The organism is Vibrio sp. Hep-1b-8 (assembly GCF_006124995.1).
Taxonomy (GTDB): Bacteria; Pseudomonadota; Gammaproteobacteria; order Enterobacterales; family Vibrionaceae; genus Vibrio.
Genome location: NZ_QEWN01000014.1, coordinates 29,229 through 50,720, shown reverse-complemented (window position 1 = coordinate 50,720; position 21,492 = coordinate 29,229). Strand labels below are relative to the sequence as shown.

Here is a 21,492-nt window from a genome sequence, read left to right as displayed (position 1 = left end):
GTGAAGCACTCGCTATCGAAGTGGATTTAAGCCTCCCAGCGCAACGAGTGGTTCGAGTGCTTGAACGAATCATTGCATGGCGAGGTTATCCAGAAAAGTTGCGAATGGATAATGGCCCAGAGTTCATCTCTGTGACGCTTGCGACTTGGGCTGAGGAGCATGATATCAAGCTGGAATTTATCCAGCCAGGCAAACCGACTCAGAACTCCTATGTCGAACGATTTAACCGTACGTATCGCACAGAGATCCTCGATATGTATGTGTTCAGAACCTTGAATGAAGTGCGTGAGCTAACAGAAAACTGGATACGAGAATACAACGAAGAACGTCCCCATGATGCCCTCAACGATCTGACACCATGGGAATATTTAATGAAGAATGAACAAACCGAAACCTCTAATTATGGGCGCAACTAATTAGGGGAGGTTTACAGGCGCACCCGCAATTTCATGATAAATATGACTAATATGTGCATTTACCGGGCGCTGATTAGCTATTTCGAGTTTAGATTGTCCGCGGAAATTGATTTTTAATCTTGGCTTATTTGAGTATAAAGCAAACAACACAGCACTAAATGCACCAAGTCCTGAAAACCAAGTGCCAAGCATAGTCCAAATTCCTAATGACTCCTGAGTCAAATTCTCCTCCAATTTTCAACGAAAAGCCTAACGCTTATTAGACGACAAATTGTCGTCTTTCATCCATCGGTGATGCAGTCATTTTCATATTAACTCAACTGATAATCAATAATTTATGACACATGAAGGGAAATTAGACTGCAAGATGTCGCCTAATGACGGAAGTGAACAGTTATCAACTCAATCGAATAAGTTTTAGTAGGGTAAACGCACGCCCCCTGAATTGAGTAGAGTATTTAATCTAAGTAATAATTTTGGGGCAGAAGTAAGTTGAGTTTTAGTGAGCAGAGGCATTTCATTGAGGTGATTAGAAACAGCCTTCAACGCAGCTACTAGAGGCCCCGTAACACGTTTCTGGACAAAATGTTACGCAATTTAATAATTTAGTGAGAAATGGATTAGTTTAAGCAAGTTAAATGAGATTAGACTCAAATTGGACACAAAGCACTTAGGGCTGCCAAATACTCAATATTGTTTGCAGTTGCCATTTATTTAGTAGTGTCAACTCTTAAAGCTAGCCCTAGTTGCAAGCCACGTGAAGGGTCAAAGTATATGCAAATTAATTGAATGCTCGGGCTATCCTCCCATGCCCTTGATAATCGTATTTCACTGAGTTGCTGCTAACGAATACTGATTCACCAGCTCTCAAGACAAGGTGATTATTTTGACTTGAAATTGCCACTTCACCTTCAATACAAAACAGTATTTCTGCGCTACGGACAAACTGTACTTGGCTGCTATGTTCGACTGTCATTACATCAAAGCAAAAGTCATCAACTGGGATGGGATAGCTCACTTTATTACCCTCTTTATATATTGGTTTTAGCCGAATCTCCGCTGGATTAATCGGTTCGAATGAGGTGTTATCTATCAACTCAATTACATCAATGTGTTTTGGTGTTAGCCCTGCGCGCAATACATTGTCCGAATTTGCCATGATCTCAAGGCCAGTGCCCTGCACGTAAGCGTGTGGGGTTTCTGCATAGAGGAACATTGCCTCACCTGGAGCCAGTTCAACGGTGTTTAGTATCAGTGGTGAAAATAGACCGATATCTCCCGGATAGTGCTGTTTGAATTCAGCACTGTATTGCAACGCTTCTCGTCCCATCATGGTTTTAGCGGGGCGATTATGGGCGGCTTCCAACTCTGCCAGAGCCACCTCTTTGTGTTTGCCTTCAAGTGACATGATAGTAGTGAAGAATGCCTTTAGTGCGGCGTTATCTGCCTGCTTTTCAAGCTCTGCGACCTCAGGGGCCAAGCTTAGGATATTGGCTTCTTTGAACAGGGCAACTATATCGGCGATCGGACGAAAGCCATTCATCGCTTTGTAGAAAGTTAGCGCATAAACCAACTCAGGCTTATGATTAGGATCTTTGTAGTTTCGGTGAGCAGCATCTAACGGAATCCCTTGTTGGTTTTCTCGCTCAAACCCTTGCTGCGCTTTATGTTTACTTGGGTGTACCTGAATAGAGAGTGGCGTCTCTGCGGCAAGGACTTTGAATAAGAAAGGCAACTCCCCAAAACGTGCGGCGGTGTAACCACCAAGGATATCTTGTTTGTTGTGCTCAATTACCTCAGCAAGAGGCTCTCCGGTATCATCGAGCTTAGAGCTGCCATTTGGGTGAGCACCCATCCAGATCTCTGCCTGCGGCTTGTGCTCTGGATTATTGATACCAAATAGGTTGTGAATGGAGTCTTTACTACCCCATGCATAGTTTTGGATGACGTTATCAAGCTTAAATAGAGACATACTACTTCTCTCCAAATATCTGTGCGCCGACTTTCAAGGTGGCGGCAATATTGCGTGCAGTGCGAGTCAGATTATCGCCCGCCTCTGTCAGAACTTGTTCTAGGGGTTGTGGTGAACGAACCGTGCCAAAGGTGCTATCGACAGCGTTGTAGAGTTCATCAATCTCTTTACCCAATGAGCCTGCAATTCCAATCACGGGAATACCTTGTAGCGTGGCTCGTTTAGCAATACCAAACGGGGTCTTGCCTTGCAGGGTTTGGTTATCCATCTGACCCTCACCAGTGATAACGAGATCCGAGCCTTGCAACACTTGGTCTGCGTTTAAGGTGTCTAAAACCATCTCAATACCTTGCTTGATTTGAATATCAAATAGCAGTGATAAACCAAGAGATGCGCCACCAGCGGCACCAAAGCCAGGTGTCGTTCGGTTGTCTTTTCCAGTGAGACGGCGGCTGATCTCTGCAAAATGATTTAGTGCGTCATCAAGCTGAACAATCAGTTTCGAAGAAGCCCCTTTTTGAGCACCGAAGATATAGCTAGCGCCGTTTTCACCAACTAGTGGATTGTTGACATCACAAGCAATCACAAACTCGACCTGTTGGCATCGAGGATAGATATTGCTCAAGTCGATGCGAGAAAGATGAGAAAGAGCGGCTCCACCCAAGGCAATCTCATTGCCTTGCTCGTCCAACAACTTACCACCCAATGCTTGGACGATACCTGCCCCACCGTCATTGGTGGCACTTCCGCCAAGACCAAGCAGGATTTTATTTACACCTTTCTCAAGTGCTTCTTTGATCAACTCACCAGTACCATAGGTAGTTGCAAGGGCAGGATCGCGATCTTGTGGCGAAACTAGGTCTAATCCCGATGCCGCCGCTATCTCTATCAATGCCGTATTACCCTCATCAAGCAGTGCCCAATGTGCGTCGACGGTCTTACCCTGTGGGTTCATCACTTGGGTAGTTTGCATAATGCCATCTAACCCTTGCATCAATACATCCACCGTTCCCTCACCACCGTCAGCCAGCGGTAGATGCACATACTCCGCTTCTGGGAATACTTGTACAAAACCTGCTTCAATGCGTTGGCATACCTGCTTGGCACTAAGGGACTCTTTAAATGAATCGGGGGCAATTACAATCTTCATCTCAGTTCACCAACTCCGCCCAGTTGGAATCAGAGCGGAGGTTTCTACGTTTAAAAACTAGGATTAAAACTTCACTCGGAATGATTTAGCCTGACACGCTTTAAGGGCACCAAAGCTCTGGCTAGCGACTTCGGTATCACGTACTCGCTCATCCATGCTGGTCTCTTGCCATGAAGCCACTGGTTGAGTGAAGGCAACACCATCTTCAATCTGTCCAGATTCAGCAGGGTTGTAGACGCGTAGAATTAAGGCATCTTCATCTTCTGCTTTCTTTAAGACGCTTAGGACGGCACCTTTCTGCTCTTTAGCTAAGAGCGAGTAAGTCAAAGGTTTGTCTTGTACACCAACGTTTAGCTTCATTGCGTTGTACGGGATCTTGTTGTAACACTCGATTGGCGTTACATAGTCTCGTGCTTGAGCCATTACATTTGCGTCGATATGGTTACCAGCAAAACCAAGTAAGCTGAACTCACACACTAACTTGCCACGCGTTTGCGAATCTGGAGTCGGGATCTTGATCCCTGAAGGACGTCCCGGACGCAGCAACAGCTCTTCTTTACCCAGTACGCCAACACCACGTAGCAAAGTTAGGGCGAAAGTGTCACGATCTTGATTGCTTTGGCTCGAAACCACTTCAAACTCACGCAGGCCATTAGTCATGAGCGCCAAACCACCAGTTTGATTCTCAACAGCAGCAAAGTTCATCAGTTGGTACACCGGCACTGGCGCTTCTTTCCAACCTTCTTGCTCCCATACTTGCATCGCAGGGTCGTTAGTTGGACGTGTGATTAGGCCAAACTGGTTATCTGCCACCACATTTTCAGATACAAATGGCGTTGGGATTAGCACCCGCACACGGTGATCATCAGCTTGGTTATCTAGCTCCAGACGAACTTCAATACGGCGTGAACCTGCTTTCAGTACGACTTGGCAATCGACATCAACAAAGCCATTTTGACCCGTGCGCTCTTCGCGTTCTTGCAGATTAGCTGGCACATCCATTCGCAGTTTGATACTAGCAACCGATTGGAAGCCTTCATGTTTAATATCGGTTTCGACCTTGAACTCATCTGAGTAAAGCAACCACTCTTTGCGAGATGGCGAGTAGTCGTACTCATCACCATCGTCTGAACCATCTTCAATTTTTAGCACTTGGTCGTACGTCATCTCGGTTTCTTTGTCCAAGATGGTTAGAGTGCCGTTGTCATTGACCTTGATGCTGTAGTACTCATTCTCAAGCAGGTAATCTTTTTGCTCAGCAATTTTTTGAGTGCCTTTCTCATTGCCTTGGATATGCAAAGTGGTAAAGCCCATCGCAGGTACAGATTGTTTAATCTGAATATCGTACTCAACAAACGGGTCATAGTTACCGTAGTGAACGATCTGACGGTCAATTTTGCCTGGGTCGATCACTCGCTGATCTTGGATGAAGAACTCTACTGGGTTGCCGTTATCATCGAAGATGTTGAACTGCTCTGCACGGATAGTGATGGTGGTGTTGATCACCTCTTCACGTTCGTATGGCGATAGGTTAAAGAAAGCTAGCTTGTCGCAGCCTTCACGAGTTGGCATATGGTCAACGATTTTTCGCTTGTAGAAGGTAATCAGGTTGCTCGCCATATCGTCGGCTAGGATGTAACGGTTAAGAATCTCAGCGTGCACCTTATCTGAACAGCAACAACCGATAGAGTCGTGGGCATGGTTCTTCATGCTCTCTTTCCACATTTTCTCAATCAGACCGTGGTGATATTCAAAACCTAGCGACCAAGCGATAGAAGCGAGCGGTTCTAGGATGTTGACAATCTTGTTCTCTACCTGAGCGTGAATCAGTTTGATATCCATGCGAGTTGACGAGATAGTGCGATGAACACGCATGTATTTGCCGTCATTAAACTCGCCTTTTACTGTGTCTAGTTGATCGCGCTCTTGGTTGATGCGATCAAAAACCTCTTCAAAGCGGCTCATCACAAACTCACGTTCCGGATAAACCTCACGTAGCTTGTCCATCACCTCGAAGATGTCTTGTTGGATTGGCATCTGATCGTGACCATTCGGCAACAGGATATCTTTGGTCACTGACGGCTTTTCTAACACAGGGAAGTATTTGTCTAGGCGAGCACGCAGCCCTTCTTCGTCTTGAGGTAGGTACTTCCCAATCGCATAACCAAGAGGCAGTACTTGTGCCGCAACTTCTGAACCATCATTAGATTGCCATAAGAACTCAGTTTTGTTGGTACCATGACGCTCAGAGCAACCGCGCCAGAACATCGCAGTATCGATATCAAAACCGTTGTAGATCATTGGCAATTGTGAGCTCATCGAGAATGAATCTGGCAGGTAGCCAATCTTCATTGGCTCGCCCAACTCTAGACAATCGCGTAGGCCGTACAACATATTACGAACGATTGACTCGCCACCAACCTGCATAGTGTCTGTTTGAGAGTACCAAGGACCAACAATCAGTTTGCCCGCCTGAACTAGGTCGCGTACACGCTCTTTGTTTTCAGGCTTGATAGCAAAGTAGTCTTCAAGGACCGCTGTCTGACCATCGAGTACATAGTATTTATAGTCTGGATCGCTCTCCAGACGTTGCATGATCTCTTCCATGTTGTTCACCAAAAGAATACGAGACTCTTCAGTGGTGAAATACCATTCACGATCCCAGTGCATGTGTGGGGTAATATGAACGCGTGATTTAGTCATTGTTTTGTACCTGTAAAGACTGTGCTATGCGACTTAAATGAGTAATGGCTTTTGCGTAAACGCTGAGCTATCCAAATAATTTTGAAGCAATAGAGCCAAACAACCCTTTCTTCTCTTCAACTACTGGTGCTGGTTCTTCTGCTATCTCTTCAACTTGCTCTTCCTCATCGCTAAGAAGTGCAAAAATTTCTTCTACAGTAGTCGCGCTAAGTACCGCTTCACGAACTTCATCATCAATCAAAGTACTTGTAAGCTCGGTCAGCAATTGCATGTGTGTAGAACCCGCTTCAGCATTAGGAATAGCAATCAAAAAAATCAGATTGACATCCTCTTCTTCATCAATTCCCTTCCATTTCAAATCTTGTTTTAGGGTTGCGACAGCAAATGCCGCTTCTTTCACTGCGTCGGTTTTGCCATGTGGAACGGCAAGGCCTTCACCTAGCGCCGTTGCACCATGTTCTTCACGGGCAAACACCGCTTTTAAGTATTCTTCTTTGTCGTGCAGCTTGCCCTGTTGGTCGAGCTGTTCAGCGAGTGCCTTAATTGCAGCATCACGACTCTCGAACGTCGTTTGTAGATTGATCAGTGATGGATTTGTAAGCGTTGTAAGGTTCATAGTTTTAGCCCCGTATTCACGTTCTGTTGGGTTATTCGTTTATACACCAATAATACCAATCAAATACAAATAAACCGTGATACAGATCTCACAAACACCACAATATGTATTAAATTGGATTTAAAATGACATATTTGTATTTTTTTAATTTATTAAACAGGGTGGAATTAGTATTATCTAAGTCTAAAGTCACACACTAAGACCTGTTAGAGCGGTTATGCAGGTTAATAAGCAAGAGGCTATCTAGGATATGACGACAAGATTACCCATGTACCGACAAATCGCTCATGCCATTCGAGATAAGATTAGCACCGGTATTTACAAGGTTGGTGAGACACTGCCTACAGAGGCACAACTACGTGAAGAGTTTTCTGTCAGCCGAGTCACTATACGCCAAGCGCTTAAGCTTCTAATCGAACAAGAAGAGCTAGAAAGTATTCAAGGTAGTGGTACCTATGTAAAAGAGAGCAAAATCAACTACAACATTTACCAACAGAGCAGTTTTGCTGAGAAGTGGGCTCATTTGCAGGGAGTAACGCACAGCGATGTCTTAGCCTTTGAGGTACAAGCTGCCTCACTAACGATGGCAGAACACTTGGAAATCAACGAAGGAGAGCGCGTTTTCTACATCAAGAGGGTGCGTTTCCTAGACGAAACCGCCATTACGGTTGAAGAGACTTGGATGCCAACAGCGATATTCCCAGACCTCAGCTACCAAGTGATGCAAGGGTCGAAATATGACTACATCGAAAAACAGAAGAAGATGGTTATAGATAGAAGTGAGCAAGAAATCATGCCCGTTCTTCCACCAAGTGACGTGGCTGCATTGCTTGGCATCAATCCCACAGAACCCGTTATAGAAAAGCGCACACGCGGATACCTAGAAAATGACACCATCTTCGAGTACAGCCGAAACTATTTCACGACCAACAACTATAAGTTTACCCTCACCTCTAAGCGCCAAAGGGCGAAGACAAGCTATTCTATTTAAATAAGGGTTTTATTACTCAATGTCATCGTGTATCTATTTCATATTATATTTCAATACTATAGCGTCAAAATAAATTTTTGTATTACCTTTATCCAAGATAAACAAAAACAAATTAAATACAAATAATACAAATTGTGAGAATTGTCACAGATGATTAAAACAAATTAGGTAAAAATATAATCATTGAGTGACCTATTTGTCGCTCAAATGACGAGAGACGACGCAAAGGAACATCAGATGAAAATCTTAGCGATTACAGCATGTACGGCCGGTGTAGCGCACACCTACATGGCGGCTAAAAATTTAGAAAAGAAAGCAGCCGCGCGCGGCTGGGAAATAAAGGTCGAGAAACAAGGTGCGAATGGCCTAGATGGAAAACTAACCGCGCAAGATGTCGCGGAAGCCGATGGCATTATCTACGCTGTTGACGTAGGCGTAATTGAAGCTGAACGTTTCGAGGGCCTAACGTCTGTGCAAGGTAAGGTTAAGGATGGCATCAAAGCCGCTGATGAAATGCTTGATGCACTCGAAGAGAAGGTCAAAGCGGGTGGCTCAAAAGCGAAAGCAACCACGACGACCAACAAGTTTGCCGAGAAGGAAGAGAGCAACGACAATATGATCGTTAGCTTCTTGAAACTTTGGTACAAGGGCGCTCTTTCAGGCGTATCTCACATCATTCCTCTTGTTATAATCGGTGGTCTTTGTGTAGGTCTTCTAAATCTATTCTTCGGCTACGATTACACCCACCTTTATGATGAAGCGATACTGGTTGAATACACGGGCAAAACATACGCAGACCTTGGCATTATTAACGCTGCTGAAGGGCTAGCAAACAGTGAAATCGATGCAATTAAGCAAGAAGTTTATGCAGCCATTGCACAGCCAGAAGCCAAAGCGCAGTTTGAGTCTTCGTTCCAAGGTATTATTCATTTCCTATACTACAGCACGTTAAAAGCCTTTAACCCTCTGTTAATCTGTGTGCTTGCGGCATTTACGGCTTACGGTATGGTAGGTAAACCTGGTTTAGCCCCTGGTTTCGTCGGTGGTTTCGTCGCCGTTGGTGGCGGGTTCGGTAAGATCTCGGTCATGACTGGCGGCTTCCTAGGTGGTTTAGTAGCCGGTGCAGCAGCAGCCTTATTTGTTATGCTTGTCCGCCAGATCAAAGTACCAAAAGTACTAGAATCAGTGAAGATGATTATCATCACACCTCTACTAGCCGGTATCGCCACACTGATCTTTATGTATGCAGGCCCTGGTAAGTTCTTCGCGATGCTTAACAGTGGTTTGGTCGATTGGCTAACGTCAATGGGTACGAATAACCTACTTATTCTTGGTTTCATCCTCGGTGCTATGGCTTGTTTCGATATGGGTGGCCCTGTAAACAAAGCCGCGTACCTATTCTGTATCGGTGTCGGTACTAGTGGAGACTTCGCTGGTGATGCATCAATCTTCTACGCAGCCTTTACTGCTGCGAAATGTATCCCAGGTATGTCACTAGGTATTATGTCTGTGGTATTCAAACGTTTCTTCGACGAAGAAGATCGCTTGGCAGGCCCTTCAACCGCTATCTTAGGTTTCTGTGGTATCACTGAAGGCGCTATTCCTTACGCTGTAAAAGATCCAATGCGTATCATACCAGCACATATGATTGGTGGTGGCGTAGCGGCTGCGTTAATTCTATCTTCTAAGATTACGATTGGTACCGTAGCTGGCGGCGCAGTATTCATGCTACCTGTTATCGGTAACCCTGTCGCTTGGTTGACTTATTTCGTCATAGGTATTGCAGTGTCAATGGTCCTAACCATCGCATTAAAAGGAATAGGAAACCAAAAAGAAAAGAAGTTAGCTGAAGCGAAAGTTTAGTTACCCTCAACTAAATATGCTCCAAAACTCCAAGTCGATCCCCCCTCGCTTGGAGTTTTTTTGTATTACCCGCTAGCTCTTTATCAACCGTATCTTGTATTCAGCGCTTTAATTCGTATCATTAAGCTTCTTGTGGGAAGCATCATCTGTTGCCCCCCATCTCTTTTGTATTACTTTCGAGGTTTACATGGCAAGACTGCCCCTGTATCGCAAAATAGCTGACGCCATTCGAGAAAAGATAATCAGCAAGGATTACAAAGTAGGTGAGGCACTTCCCACCGAGGCTCAACTTTGCAAAGAGTTCTCTGCCAGTCGAGTCACCGTTCGCCAAGCATTAAAGCTGCTCATCGAGAACGAAGAGTTAGAGAGTATTCAAGGCAGTGGCACCTACGTTAAAGAGACCAAAGTCAATTATGATATCTATCAGCAGAGTAGTTTCGCTGAAAAATGGGCACATTTGGAAGGTGTCACGCATAGCGATGTATTGGCCTTTGAAATTCAATCTGCGTCTCTCACTATGGCTGAACATTTAGATATCAACGAAGGTGAACGCATTTTCTATGTTAAGCGTGTACGTTTCCTTGATGAGAATCCAATCACGGTTGAAGAGACTTGGATGCCAGTAGAAATGTTTCCTGATTTGACCTACCAGGTAATGCAGGGATCAAAGTATGAGTTTATCGAGAATCAAAAAAAGCTAGTGATAGATCGAAGCGAACAAGAATTAGTGCCAATCCTACCTCCTGATGAAATAGCGAAGTTGTTAGGTATTAGCACTACCGACCCGATCATTGAGAAACGCACTCGCAGTTACTTACACGACGATACGGTATTCGAATATAGTCGTAACTTCTTTAAATCAAGTGACTATAAGTTCACCTTGGTAGCAAAAAGACATAAACCTAACAGTTAACTTGGCATTACCCTCCCCTCGGGCCAGGCTTCACACGTTCTGCGCCATTCTTTCGCCAGCCACTTTATGATGAATGGTGGCAACATTCTGGTACTGCGGGATGTCCTTGGCCATGCCGATATCAGTATGACGATGCGTTACGCTCACTTTGCCCCAGACCACCTTTCAGAAACTTTAGAAATGAACCCACTTGCTGCCCTTGAACTTGAATAACTCGTGCGGTTTTATGCAAATCCGATAAATCTCGCAAAGCAAAAATGTCACAGGTGTAGACACTTTGTAGACACTTACCAATTTTCAGGTAAAAAAAGAGCCGCAAAATGCGGCTCTCGATTATTCGTCTTTTTCGAAGTATTGGCTTACTTCTCTTTACCGAATACGTTGTTCTCTTGCTCTTGTACGCGGATGAACGTGGTACGCTTGGTTAGCTCTTTAAGCTTTGCTGCGCCTACGTAGGTACAGGTTGAACGTACACCGCCAAGGATGTCTGAAATAGTGCCGTGAACGCTACCACGGTATGGCAATAGTACGGTTTTTCCTTCAGCTGCGCGGTACTTAGCGACACCACCTGAGTGCTTGTCCATCGCCGACTGAGAAGACATGCCGTAGAATTTCATGAAGGTTTCGCCATCTTTCTCGATGATTTCGCCGCCTGACTCTTCATGACCTGCAAGCATACCGCCTAACATAACGAAGTCTGCGCCGCCGCCGAATGCTTTCGCCACATCACCCGCACATGAACAGCCACCGTCACCGATGATCATACCGCCAAGGCCGTGCGCCGCATCACCACACTCAATGATTGCTGAAAGTTGTGGGTAGCCAACACCCGTTTTCACGCGTGTTGTACATACTGAACCAGGGCCGATACCCACTTTCACAATGTCCGCGCCAGCAAGAATCAACTCTTCACACATATCACCTGTCACAACGTTACCAGCAGAGATCACTTTGTTTGGGAATGCCGCACGTACTCTTTCTACGTACTCAACTAAATGCTCTGAGTAACCATTTGCGATGTCGATACAGATGAAGATAAGTTCTTCTGAAAGTGCCATGATCTCTTTGGTTTTTTCGAAATCAGCATCAGAAGTACCAGTAGAAACAAACACATTGTTTAATGTTTTTTGGTCCGCAGATTCTACAAACTCAGCCCACTGTTCTACTGAGTAGTGTTTATGAACAGCTGTCATAACACCGTGTTCAGCGAGCGCCTTTGCCATTTCGAAGCTACCTACCGAGTCCATATTGGCAGCAATGACTGGAGTACCAGACCATTGACGACCGCTATGCTTGAATGTAAACTCGCGGGTTAACTCAACTTGAGAACGACTTTTAAGAGTAGAACGCTTCGGGCGGAATAGTACATCTTTAAAGCCTAACTTAAGTTCTTGTTCGATACGCATGATAAATTTTCCTGTAAGCAAATTTACGTGTCGTGCGTTTTCGGTAAACGTTGGCAGACGTTTTACTGAGTTTCGGACACAAAAAAACCGGAGCGTTGGCAGACGCTCCGGTTTTCAGCATTATAGGTCGCGATTTATTTCTCGCAAGACTGATATTTTCAAAATTTTTATGCTACAGTTCGGCTAAGTTGCACACCTAGCCGACTGCAACTCACGCCTAAAACACCAATTATCTTTTCAAAACAAACACTTAACAACAGCCACACAAACGTTTGCGCAATCCTTTACTTAGGCAATTAAACCAACCTTTAAACTAAATGTTCGACTCGATGTCTCGTTTTGGTTAAAAACAGTGGTGTAGAGCTCAACGATTTTTCGCCTCTTGAGTAAAAAAATACGTGATTATTTACTTAGAAAGTCCAAAAACTACAGCTTGAAGAACGACAAATGTTGTTTTTGTTTCTCTGCGAGATCAGAAAGCGCTTCACTTGCGGTGGCACTTTGAGAAATCCCTAACACGTTTTGATTCACCAACTGGGACATATTCGCCATGTTGCCATTGATTTCTTGGGTAACGTGAGACTGTTGTTCCGCCGCTGTTGCCACCTGCGCATTGACGGCATTAATACTGGTGATAGTTTGCGTAATACCATGCAATGCACCGTTAGCCTGATTAGTAAGTTGGCTACTTTTGTCCAGCATATCCAAGCTTTTTTGCATGCTTTCATTGGCAAGATTCGACTGTTTCTGTAGTTCTTCAATGATGGTTTGAATCTCTACCGTGGAGTCTTGTGTTGTCGCCGCCAATTTTCGTACTTCATCTGCGACAACAGCAAAACCACGCCCAGTTTCTCCTGCTCGCGCCGCTTCTATCGCTGCATTCAACGCCAGTAAGTTGGTCTGCTCGGAGACACCGCGAATCACTTCAATCACGTCATTGACGCGCTCAGATTGAGACTTCAGAGTCATGATAACGTTCGCTGCGTCATTGAGTACTTTGCCCATTTTCAAACCTTCCGCATGACTCAGCTCAAATACTTGTTGCCCAGACTTTGCCAACGTATCGGCTTCTTGGGCCGTTAGACCAGCCTGCTGAGCATTAGCACTGACATTGTCGGCAGCACTTGATAGCTCTTTGACAGCAGAAACAATTTGTTCGATTTCTGCCAGTTCTTTCTCTGCATTGGATTCTGATTGGGTCATAACCTTAGCCAATACTGTCGAGGCACTGGCAACTTCGTCACTAATGTTCGTTAAGGTACCGACGATCGAATGGAATTGCTTCGCCGTTAGATTAACGTCATTGATTAGCTTTGAGATTTCGTTTTTACCCTTTGCCTCAGCTCGAATTGTTAAGTCACCTTGTGCTAACTGGCGCATGACATTTTGCAGGTTGAGTATTGGGCGAACGATCATGCCTGACAGAACCCATGCGACATAAAGCGATAAGCCGAATACCGAAGGCACCAAAATAAACGTCAGTCGTTTTACTTTTACATTCTGCGCCGCTCTCATCTCGACAAACTCACTTGCGAAGGTCGCAATTTGTTGGGAAAGCTGATCAGCCACAATCACCATCTCATCGCCTGCTTGACGATAATTGCTAAGAAAGTCGTTATACTCCTCTCTACTCACCTGCCCTAACTCTTTCGCGTTTGTAAATTCCAACACTCGCTCAGACTGCGCAATATAGTTTTTCAGCGCATCGCGAACCGGTTTCACCTGTTCGATAAATGTTCCCCGTTGATCAATCAGGGTTAGTTTAGCCTCAATAGCGGACCTTCCATGGTCCAATTTGATAGGGAAATCGCTCTGATCTTCACTACCATAGATAACGTTTAACACATTGAGTCTGAGTGTGTATACCTCTTCGTCAAGCTCGTCCAACGTTTCGGTATAAAACATCAGTGATTCGATGATTTCATTGACCACGGCTTCTTCCGCTAGAATGCTTCTCTTGGTGACAAATAACGCAATAATCAGTGCTAGGGCGGTAAAAAGAACAGGTAACAAAACCTGAGTTCGGATCGAAAAATTATTTAATGATGGCTGCATAATTCACTCTTTGTCAGTCTAAGCTCGCCCTTGTTTGTTATAAGCTCGCGTTGGCTAAAAAGGGACTTAAAGCATTTCAAGTAATAGTGTCTGACTGGAGTGAGGTGCTTTTTCGGCAGCAGTATGTCCTGACCAATACTCTAGGTTCAGACGCCATTATATGCAAACCGACTATAGTGCATATACATTCAGATGACTTTAAACGTTGTATTAAACTAGGATACTTAGCCAAAAAAGGCCAAGCTGAGCTTGGCCATTACCACAGAATCTTCAGGCAATTCTGCGATTAAAAATCGTAGCGAACACCAAGGCGTAAGGTATCTTCACCCGTATCCTTGAATCCGTCGGCGTTCGTATCCGTCGACGTTACGCCATTTGAGTAGTAAGAAACATAGGTACGGAAATTACTGTTGAATTTGTAATAACCGACCAGCTCTACACCATCAGTATCATCATATTTACTACCATTTGCTTGCTTGTTTTCCTGATTGGTATAAAGCAACGCAGCGGAAAGCTGCTTGGTAAACTTGTATTGAGCCACCACTTCTAAGGCGGTGAACTCTTTGTCGTCCGTCCCTGTCGCTTTATCATCAAGATCACCAATAGAGTAAGTGGCACCAAGATAAAGATTGTCGAGCGTATAACCGAGACCACCAAGCACTTGTGATTGGCTGCCTAGCCCTTTACCTAGATCTGCGGCCGAAAATGCCAAACCAATATCCAACCCAAACGGCGCAGAATAGATCCCGGAAATACCATAGCCATCAGTGTCTTCTTCACTATTGGCTTGGTAGGTCGCCTGTAGTTTGAAAGATTCAAATGCTCCGCGATACGCAACCACACTGTCCTGCTTGTCGCTTGATGAATTATTGACTTGCTGGATCCCAGAGAATTCCGTGATGTCCGTTAGATCAGAGACAATGACAGACGCCATATCTTGACGACCGAACGATAAGGCATGACCATCAAAATCGACTCCTGCGTACATATAGCGGTTTTCAAATTCGTCTTTACCTGTGTCTTGCTCTGCTTCGTACACGCCAAATGCTGTCATGCCTTGGGCTATTTCAGACTTCCCTTTTAAATTCAGACGAGCACGGGTACTGTCATCCATCGTGCCCTGAATTTCAGCCCCCTTTGAGGTACCGATAAAGTCACCTCTAAACTCAACACGGCCACCGACTTGAAATTCGGTACCCTCTGCCTTGTAAACGGTCGCTGCCAATGAAGATCCTGATACCAATGCTGCACATACTGCAGACGCTGCCACTGCTAATTTCATCTTACGTTACCTTTTAGTTTTCAATGAGCTTCATGCTCGAATGGGTTAATGCGAGATAAATTAATGTGCCAGCGTGACGCTTTGATGGCTGAACCATGACGGTTAAGTGGCGAAATAATGGAAGTAATGTGACAGGGCATGCCAAAGAAGACCTGCCCTATCGAGATGAAACTGATTGCTAACGTTTGTCTTTAGGCGAGTCCATCACTACCATGGTGGTAATCGACTGAACGTGCCTACACTCACCTAATACATCGGCGTGAAACTTTTTATAACTTGGTAAATCCTTGGTTTCTACACGGAGTAAATACTCGTTGGCCCCCGTAATGTTGTGGCATTCCACCACTTCATCGACAAAACGCACATGCTGTTCAAACTCTTGCTGAGCCTGTTTTCTGTGGCTGGCTAAGCCTATTGAAACATAAGCAATAAATCCGATACCAAGGCGGCTGTTATCCAGAATCACACGGTAACCTTTGATGACTCGCTGCTTCTCCAACTCCTGGACCCGTCGCAGCGTCGCTGATGGCGATAAACCAATACGCTCCGCGAGTTCAACATTGGAGATTCTTCCGTCTAACTTGAGCTCGTGCAATATCCTTTCGTCAAAACGATCCATTCCATCTCTTTATTGTGCAAATAACCAATTAGATTCGAATAAAAACACAAAATTGCTCACTTTTCCACCTAATATAGCCATTGACCGGTCAAGAGAAGCTCATCACGCAACTTTGTTGCGATCACTTTGCAATTAGGAACTCTCATGGAATTTGAACAACTTAGTGCTCTCATTTTATTTGCTTTTGTCTCGACCTTTACCCCAGGCCCCAATAACATCATGTTGATGACTTCTGGAGCCAATGTGGGTTATATGCGCACGCTTCCGCACATGTGTGGGATAGCAGTTGGCTTTGCGTTTATGGTATTGCTTGTTGGCCTAGGCTTGACCAAGGTATTTGAAGCTTATCCAACAGCGCATGTCGTACTAAAATACGTCAGCTTGGCCTATCTGGCTTATTTGGCGCTTAAGATTGCGTTAAGTGGTAGAGCCTCAACAGTTGATGAATTTAGACCAATGAGCTTTCTTGCCGCAGCAAGCTTTCAGTGGGTCAACCCCAAAGGCTGGTCAATGGCTCTCAGTTCCGTCACCTTGTATAGCAATGGTGGAAGTTGGTTTGAGCTAATGATCATATCAAGTACCTTTTTAATCGTGAACTTTCCCTCTGGTACTTTTTGGATACTGGCGGGACGTGAGCTACAACGTTGGCTAACCAGTACACTTCGTATTCGAAGCTTTAATATCGCGATGGCTACACTGCTCGTCGCCTCAACCCTGCCGATGATCTAGCTGGGCTGAATGTAAATTTACTTAAAGATGCTATCTAACTTGAAATTGTGCTGCTAATCTTAAACGCGAATACGAACAATTATCGGGTAAGAAATGAAAAAGCCATCTCCAAGACAAGTAACCATCTCAGCGACTGAATCCATCACTCCCAACATGCAGCGCATTACTCTTCAGAGTGATGCGCTTGTTGAATTCCCTGCCGATTGTGAAGGTAGCTACATCAAGTTACTGTTTACACCATCAGGTGGCACTGATCTCACCACGATGAGCGAAGGCGATCGCCCTATCATGCGCACTTACACCATCCGCCGCTTTGACGCCGATAACGGATTGATTGAAGTCGATTTTGTTAAACATATTACTGAGGATCTACAGTGCGGATTTGCCGCTCGATGGGCAATGAGTGCCAAAGTGGGTGAACGCATTTCTATTGCGGGTCCAGGTTCGATTCAAGATATGAATACAGAAGCGGACTGGTTTTTTATGACCGCCGATATGACCGCACTGCCAGCACTATCCGCTAAGATCCGCCGTTTGCCGCACGATGCAAAAGGCTATGCTGTGATCAAGGTTATTTCAGAGCTCGATATTCAGCCTATTGAGACGCCAAGTCACTTTGACGTTAAATGGATTTTCGAAAATGAATCGTTAGTCGACACAGTACGTTCTTTACCTTGGCATGCAGGTAAAACTTCCGTTTGGTGCGCGTGTGAGTTTGACTCTATGCGAGGGCTACGCCAGTACTTTAGAAATGAAAGACAGGTAGAAAGAGAAAATATCTACATCAGTAGTTATTGGAAACAAGGCGTTGCAGAAGACGGTCACAAAGTGATTAAACGTCAAGATGCGGAACAGCATGACAACTAACTGGGATATAGATTGAGGGAATTTCTCCCTCAATCTGTTCATTAGTGAATCGTCAGACCAACTTCTCAGCGAGAAAATCAATCAACAACCGAACTTTAGGCGATAGGTTTCTGTTTTGCGGATAAAGCGCCCAAATACCTTCGCGTTCATCTCGATACTCCGTCAATACTTCGATCAAATCACCCTCGTCCAAAGCGTGTTGAACATAGTGGTCGGGCAGTTGAACTAAACCTAGCCCTCGTTTCGCCGCATCAAGCAGCACATAGCCTGAATTGCAGTGAATTCGGCCTGTAACGCGTATTGATTTTTCGCTCTTTTCATCCCTAAAGCGCCAGTAGTCTACTGACCCCACAAGGCACTGATGGCGAGCTAACTCAGATAATGTATAAGGCTCTCCATATCTGTCTAGGTAGCTCGGGCTAGCACAAACGTATAACTGCCGACTTGAGAGACGTTTTGCGATCAAACTCGAATCTTGTAAACGACCAAGGCGAATCGCAACATCAAAGCCCATCTCAATAAGATCCAGCTTCTGGTTGGTCAACATAAGCTCCAGATCGACCTGTGGGTACTGTTCCAGAAACTGATGCAACAAAGGCGCTAAATTTTGCTCACCGAAGGTGACTGGGGCGGTCACTTTTAACAATCCCTTCGGCGTTGACTGCATCTGAGTGACCGCCAGTTCAGCCAATTCTAACCCCTCAACAAGATGCTTACATTGCTGGAAGTAAACATGCCCAGCTTCGGTGAGGGTGACTTTGCGAGTCGTCCTGTTAAATAGCTTAACGGCCAAACGTTCCTCTAGCGTAGAAATGCGACGGCTGACCTGCGCAACTGAAGTCGCCAGTTTGTTTGCCGCCGCCGTAAATGAGTGTGTCTCCGCCACCGCGACAAACTCACTGACTCCTTCCCAATTCGCCATCTTCTCACTCTGTAATATTCTAGGTCATCTAACGGTTAATTATTGCAAAAAAGACAATAATCTCACAAGAATCGAAGTCGTGAATTGTTTAGCCAGATAGGTTCAAAGCAAAAAACCGCGCTTCGATTGTGATAACATGACCTCCTGTTCCGATTCCAAAAGCGACTGAAAATGTCTAAAGTCAAACTGTCACTGAGTATACTCATCATCACGATCGCACTCGTACTAGCATGGGTGTTCATTCCTACCCATGTTCGTCTCGGCAACGAAATCCTTAATCAATCAATTGGTGGTGGCTACAAATTGGTCGGTCACAAAGCGATATCAACCGATCCTCAAGCCGGTAAATTGAACCACTTCTTCCTCATCGATCAATCAGCCAGCGTCTCAGACTCAGAACCTTTTTTGATCACATCTGACCCATTTATTACTGTGACTAAGGTTGATGACAACAAATTATCGCTCTCGGTCAATGGTCGAGTTAAGTTCCTTGATAATGACGTTTGGATCGAAAGCCCCGACGGTACAGTGCAACATTGGTACGTCAGTGCGAATATCAATTACATCCGCTAGCCTCTCACTGCGCTAGCATTCCAGACACAAACAGGTAAAATCACGCCAGTTGTTTTTACCTGTAGTGAATACCCTAATGCACCACCCTCAAGATCTATTTACCCGTTTCTCCACTGATATCGCACATTATTCACTACCAGAGAAATTTACCTTTCCGTTTTATTATCAACCGCACCCATTGTGCGTGTTAGCGGCTGAGCAACTGCAACAACACTTGACGACCCAGAAGCAATGGCAACATAACTTTGGCATCGACGGTGATGCAGCAGGAACGGGTAAAATGTTTGGCGTTCTACTGGTTAAGTCTCCTCAAGGTGAAATTGGTTATCTCTCTGCTTTTTCTGGCAAGATCGCAGATCAAAACCTACTACCAGGCTTTGTACCACCGGTGTTTGATATGCTGGCAGAGGAAAGTTTCTTTCGTTCAGATCTGGCTAATATAACTGAGATCAATAGTGCGGTTACCCAGCAGCAATCCAACCCCCGCCTTATAGAGCTTAAACAGACGTTAAGTCAATTACAGCAAGACTATCAGAGCGAAGAACATCAGCAGCGTCAAGCCATTATTGCTGGCCGAGCAGCGCGTAAAATGCAACGCGAACGCGGCGAACAAACATTAAGTAAAGCGGAGCTCGATGCGCTGTTAGTAGCGTTAGGCAAAGAGAGTGTCGCTGAAAAAAACAAACTCAAATACCTCAAGTTAGAGTGGGAAGAAAGAATCGCGGCGATCACAGCAGAGCTTGATGTCTTGCAGACGTCACTAGAACAGCTCAAGCAACAGAGAAAACAGTTGTCCAATACCCTGCAAAATAAACTGTTCAATCAATACCGTTTTCTTAATGCACATGGACAACAACAGTCTCTATCTGCAATCTTTGCACCGACGACGAGCCCGACCCCACCCGCAGGAGCAGGCGAATGTGCGGCACCAAAGTTGTTACATTACGCCTTTAAGCACAACTTTAAACCATTAGCGCTGGCGGAATTCTGGTGGGGAGTCTCTCCAAAATCGGAAATTCGACAGCACGCAAAGTTCTATCCATCATGCAATAGCAAGTGCCAGCCAATATTAGGCCACATGTTGCAAGGCTTGCTGGTTTACGACAACCCACTGGAAGAGAGCTGGGCACAAGACAAAGAGTTGGAAATCTTATACGAAGACGAAGCATTAGTCGTCGTAAACAAACCTTCGGGCCTACTATCAGTGCCAGGCAAGACCATCTCAGACTCTGCCTATACACGCTTACAAATGCGTTATCCCGACGCAGAAGGACCATTTGTCATCCATCGATTGGATATGGCCACATCGGGATTGCTGGTTTTTGCACTCACTAAACGCGCCAACAAAAGCCTCCAGAAACAGTTTATCTCCCGCAGCGTACACAAGCGCTATGTCGCTTTGCTCGAGGGTAGTGTTGACCAAGAGAGCGGCCAGATTACTCTACCAATGCGAGGAGATCCCGTTGACCGCCCTCGCCAACTGGTCTGTTTTGAGCATGGCAAACCCACTGAAACTTACTGGGAAAAAATTAACACCACTGACGGACGAAGCAAGCTCTACCTCTATCCGAAAACTGGACGCACGCACCAACTTAGGGTTCACTGTGCACACCATCTCGGACTAAACCTGCCTATGGTCGGTGATGGATTGTATGGTGAGAAAGCAGATCGCTTACATCTACACGCAGAGCGGTTGGAGTTTGACCACCCTTATAGCAAAGAGAGACTAACCTTTTCAGCACCGGCCGAGTTTTAACTCGCAGACAGGACTCACTGCGCGGACTAGAAACCGTCAATGCTGTGAGTCTAGTCAGGCTTTTGTTATCTAAGGGTTCAGACCTCAACCTAATCAGTGTAAGACAATGTCTTAAAGCCAGCCTACAAGGAATGTTCAAATATGTCTGATTACACTGCTACGGTTAAATGGCAACGTGGCGAGCAAGAGCCCTTTAACGACAATCAATACAGCCGTGGCCACACTTGGGAGTTTGATGGCGGAATCGTTGTTCCCGCCTCGTCTTCACCTCATGTTGTCCCCCTACCCTTTTCAGTGGCGGAAAATGTTGATCCTGAAGAGGCGTATATCGCTGCGATCTCCAGCTGTCACATGCTAACTTTCCTTGGCATAGCCGCCAAACAGCGCTACGTGATCGACCAGTACATCGATCACGCTGTTGGTTATATGGAAGAAGACTCTCAAGGAAGAAGCTCCGTGACACAAGTGATTCTGCGGCCCGACATCATTTTCGTTGGCGACAAGCAACCAACGTTTGAGCAGTTGCAAAAACTCCATCACCTTGCTCATCAACACTGCTTCATCGCGAATTCAGTCAAAACAGAGATAACCACTGAAATCCTTGCTTAGAAGCGGTAAAGCGAGAGAAACAAAGCTAATCAAAATAACTCACTTCATGC

General features: G+C 45.2%; 18 protein-coding genes and 2 pseudogenes. 10 read left to right on the top strand and 10 right to left on the bottom strand.

What is annotated here, in order from left to right; all coding sequences use genetic code 11:
• The coding region (locus DA100_RS04675; RefSeq protein WP_138971122.1) for an integrase core domain-containing protein at positions 1–416 on the top strand (416 nt) is incomplete at its 5' end.
• Here the strand turns inward: DA100_RS04675 and DA100_RS04670 are convergent.
• The 5 genes and pseudogenes from DA100_RS04670 to DA100_RS04650 all read right to left on the bottom strand — a co-directional run.
• The gene (locus DA100_RS04670; RefSeq protein WP_138971121.1) at positions 417–608 is read right to left on the bottom strand and encodes a hypothetical protein; all 192 of its coding nucleotides are present in this window, start codon (positions 606–608) and stop codon (positions 417–419) included.
• Between the two features lie 589 nt (positions 609–1,197).
• Positions 1,198–2,388 carry a mannose-6-phosphate isomerase, class I gene (gene manA, locus DA100_RS04665; RefSeq protein ID WP_138971120.1) on the bottom strand — a complete coding sequence of 397 codons (1,191 nt, stop codon included), beginning with the start codon at positions 2,386–2,388 and terminating at the stop codon, positions 1,198–1,200.
• A 1-nt stretch (position 2,389) separates the two neighbouring features.
• Positions 2,390–3,538 (bottom strand): glycerate kinase, encoded by a 1,149-nt coding sequence (locus DA100_RS04660; RefSeq protein WP_138971119.1) that lies wholly within the window; start codon positions 3,536–3,538, stop codon positions 2,390–2,392.
• Between the two features lie 63 nt (positions 3,539–3,601).
• The gene (mngB, locus tag DA100_RS04655; RefSeq protein WP_138971118.1) at positions 3,602–6,241 is read right to left on the bottom strand and encodes a mannosylglycerate hydrolase; all 2,640 of its coding nucleotides are present in this window, start codon (positions 6,239–6,241) and stop codon (positions 3,602–3,604) included.
• Positions 6,242–6,386: 145 nt separating this feature from the next.
• Positions 6,387–6,857 (bottom strand): annotated as a pseudogene (locus DA100_RS04650) (fructose PTS transporter subunit IIA); the annotation flags it as partial.
• Positions 6,858–7,107: 250 nt separating this feature from the next.
• Between DA100_RS04650 and DA100_RS04645 the strand changes: the two are divergent.
• The 4 genes and pseudogenes from DA100_RS04645 to DA100_RS04630 all read left to right on the top strand — a co-directional run.
• Entirely contained in the window at positions 7,108–7,848 is a 741-nt protein-coding gene (locus DA100_RS04645) for a GntR family transcriptional regulator (protein ID WP_240800877.1), read from the top strand.
• Positions 7,849–8,085: 237 nt separating this feature from the next.
• Complete coding sequence (locus DA100_RS04640; protein ID WP_171052137.1) at positions 8,086–9,711, top strand: fructose-specific PTS transporter subunit EIIC; 1,626 nt, start codon at positions 8,086–8,088, stop codon at positions 9,709–9,711.
• A 187-nt stretch (positions 9,712–9,898) separates the two neighbouring features.
• Entirely contained in the window at positions 9,899–10,624 is a 726-nt protein-coding gene (locus DA100_RS04635) for a GntR family transcriptional regulator (RefSeq protein ID WP_138971116.1), read from the top strand.
• Positions 10,625–10,837: pseudogene (locus DA100_RS04630) on the top strand (tyrosine-type recombinase/integrase); the annotation flags it as partial.
• A 146-nt stretch (positions 10,838–10,983) separates the two neighbouring features.
• Here DA100_RS04630 and DA100_RS04625 read toward each other — a convergent pair.
• The 4 genes from DA100_RS04625 to DA100_RS04610 all read right to left on the bottom strand — a co-directional run bounded on the left by DA100_RS04625 (position 10,984) and on the right by DA100_RS04610 (position 15,986).
• Complete coding sequence (locus DA100_RS04625) at positions 10,984–12,030, bottom strand: GMP reductase (RefSeq protein WP_138971115.1); 1,047 nt, start codon at positions 12,028–12,030, stop codon at positions 10,984–10,986.
• Between the two features lie 426 nt (positions 12,031–12,456).
• Positions 12,457–14,085, bottom strand: a complete 1,629-nt coding sequence (locus DA100_RS04620; RefSeq protein WP_138971114.1) for a methyl-accepting chemotaxis protein — start codon at positions 14,083–14,085, stop codon at positions 12,457–12,459.
• 286 nt (positions 14,086–14,371) lie between these two features.
• Positions 14,372–15,367 carry a porin gene (locus DA100_RS04615; protein WP_138971113.1) on the bottom strand — a complete coding sequence of 332 codons (996 nt, stop codon included), beginning with the start codon at positions 15,365–15,367 and terminating at the stop codon, positions 14,372–14,374.
• A gap of 178 nt (positions 15,368–15,545) precedes the next feature.
• Positions 15,546–15,986, bottom strand: a complete 441-nt coding sequence (locus DA100_RS04610) for an Lrp/AsnC family transcriptional regulator (RefSeq protein ID WP_138971112.1) — start codon at positions 15,984–15,986, stop codon at positions 15,546–15,548.
• A gap of 144 nt (positions 15,987–16,130) precedes the next feature.
• Between DA100_RS04610 and DA100_RS04605 the strand changes: the two genes are divergently transcribed.
• Entirely contained in the window at positions 16,131–16,715 is a 585-nt protein-coding gene (locus DA100_RS04605) for a LysE family translocator (protein ID WP_138971111.1), read from the top strand.
• Between the two features lie 93 nt (positions 16,716–16,808).
• Positions 16,809–17,582: a siderophore-interacting protein gene (locus DA100_RS04600; protein ID WP_138971110.1), complete on the top strand. Its 774-nt coding sequence runs from the start codon at positions 16,809–16,811 to the stop codon at positions 17,580–17,582.
• A 52-nt stretch (positions 17,583–17,634) separates the two neighbouring features.
• Here DA100_RS04600 and DA100_RS04595 read toward each other — a convergent pair whose 3' ends face one another.
• Positions 17,635–18,504: a LysR family transcriptional regulator gene (locus DA100_RS04595; protein WP_138971109.1), complete on the bottom strand. Its 870-nt coding sequence runs from the start codon at positions 18,502–18,504 to the stop codon at positions 17,635–17,637.
• A 171-nt stretch (positions 18,505–18,675) separates the two neighbouring features.
• Here DA100_RS04595 and DA100_RS04590 point away from each other — a divergent pair, with 171 nt between their 5' ends.
• The 3 genes from DA100_RS04590 (at position 18,676) to DA100_RS04580 (ending at position 21,442) form a co-directional block, all read left to right on the top strand.
• Positions 18,676–19,077: a hypothetical protein gene (locus DA100_RS04590; RefSeq protein WP_138971108.1), complete on the top strand. Its 402-nt coding sequence runs from the start codon at positions 18,676–18,678 to the stop codon at positions 19,075–19,077.
• A 76-nt stretch (positions 19,078–19,153) separates the two neighbouring features.
• Positions 19,154–20,833 (top strand): RluA family pseudouridine synthase, encoded by a 1,680-nt coding sequence (locus DA100_RS04585; protein ID WP_138971107.1) that lies wholly within the window; start codon positions 19,154–19,156, stop codon positions 20,831–20,833.
• A gap of 141 nt (positions 20,834–20,974) precedes the next feature.
• Positions 20,975–21,442 (top strand): OsmC family protein, encoded by a 468-nt coding sequence (locus tag DA100_RS04580; protein ID WP_138971106.1) that lies wholly within the window; start codon positions 20,975–20,977, stop codon positions 21,440–21,442.
• Positions 21,443–21,492: the final 50 nt, after the last annotated feature.